At 65.4% G+C, this 785-nt stretch carries 1 protein-coding gene and 1 pseudogene; both read left to right on the top strand.

Going from position 1 to position 785, the window contains the following annotated elements:
• The coding region (locus tag ABB27_RS18730; protein ID WP_484600302.1) for a homoserine kinase at positions 1-364 on the top strand (364 nt) is incomplete at its 5' end.
• A gap of 79 nt (positions 365-443) precedes the next feature.
• Positions 444-785 (top strand): annotated as a pseudogene (locus ABB27_RS18725) (threonine synthase); the annotation flags it as partial.

Below are 785 nucleotides of genomic sequence, written 5' to 3'. Positions count from 1 at the left end.
CGCCTTGCAGGGAAGCTATGCATTGAAGGAATTCGTCGCGCAAAGCAGCAACCTGGCGCTGGTGCTGGCCGGTTGCCATGCCGGTGACGCCAGCTTGGTGCGGGCTGGTCTGGCCGACGTGCTGATCGAACCACGGCGTGCGCCTCTGATCATCGGTTTTGATGCCGCCAAAGCAGCAGCGCTGGCAGCCGGTGCGATGGGCGCCAGCATCTCCGGTGCCGGTCCCAGCGTATTTGCCTGGTTTGAGGGCCGCGACACCGCGCTTGCGGCCGCCCCCAAGGTGCAGGCGGCATTTGCTGCTGCAGGGTTCGACAGTCAAAGCTGGGTGAGTCCGGTCAACAGCCCCGGCGCGCGCCTGCTATGAGCCTGGGCCGGACTGAGAGCGGGGCTCATCATCACGCTTGCGTCGCATGCAGCACTTCAACCATTTCGCGGATTTTCGAATGAACTTCATCTCCACCCGCAACGCTTCCCCCGCCGTCACCTTGAGCCAAGCCATTGCTGCCGGGCTGGCACCGGACGGTGGCCTGTACGTGCCCCAGCAGATGCCTGCAGCGCGCAGCCTGCAACCCGGTGCCACGCTGGCGGCCAGTGCGGCCGAACTGCTGCAGCCGTTCTTCGCGGGCGATGCTTTGGCACCAGAACTGCCGGCGATCTGCGCCGAGGCCTTTGATTTCCCCGCGCCGCTGCAGGCCTTGGCTACGCCCAATGATCATGTGCTGGAACTGTTCCACGGGCCCACCGCAGCGTTCAAGGATTTCGGTGCGCGCTTCCTCGCTGCCAGC

Source organism: Stenotrophomonas terrae (genome assembly GCF_001431465.1).
Lineage (GTDB): Bacteria > Pseudomonadota > Gammaproteobacteria > Xanthomonadales > Xanthomonadaceae > Stenotrophomonas > Stenotrophomonas terrae.
This window is presented reverse-complemented; position numbering and strand designations above follow the sequence as displayed.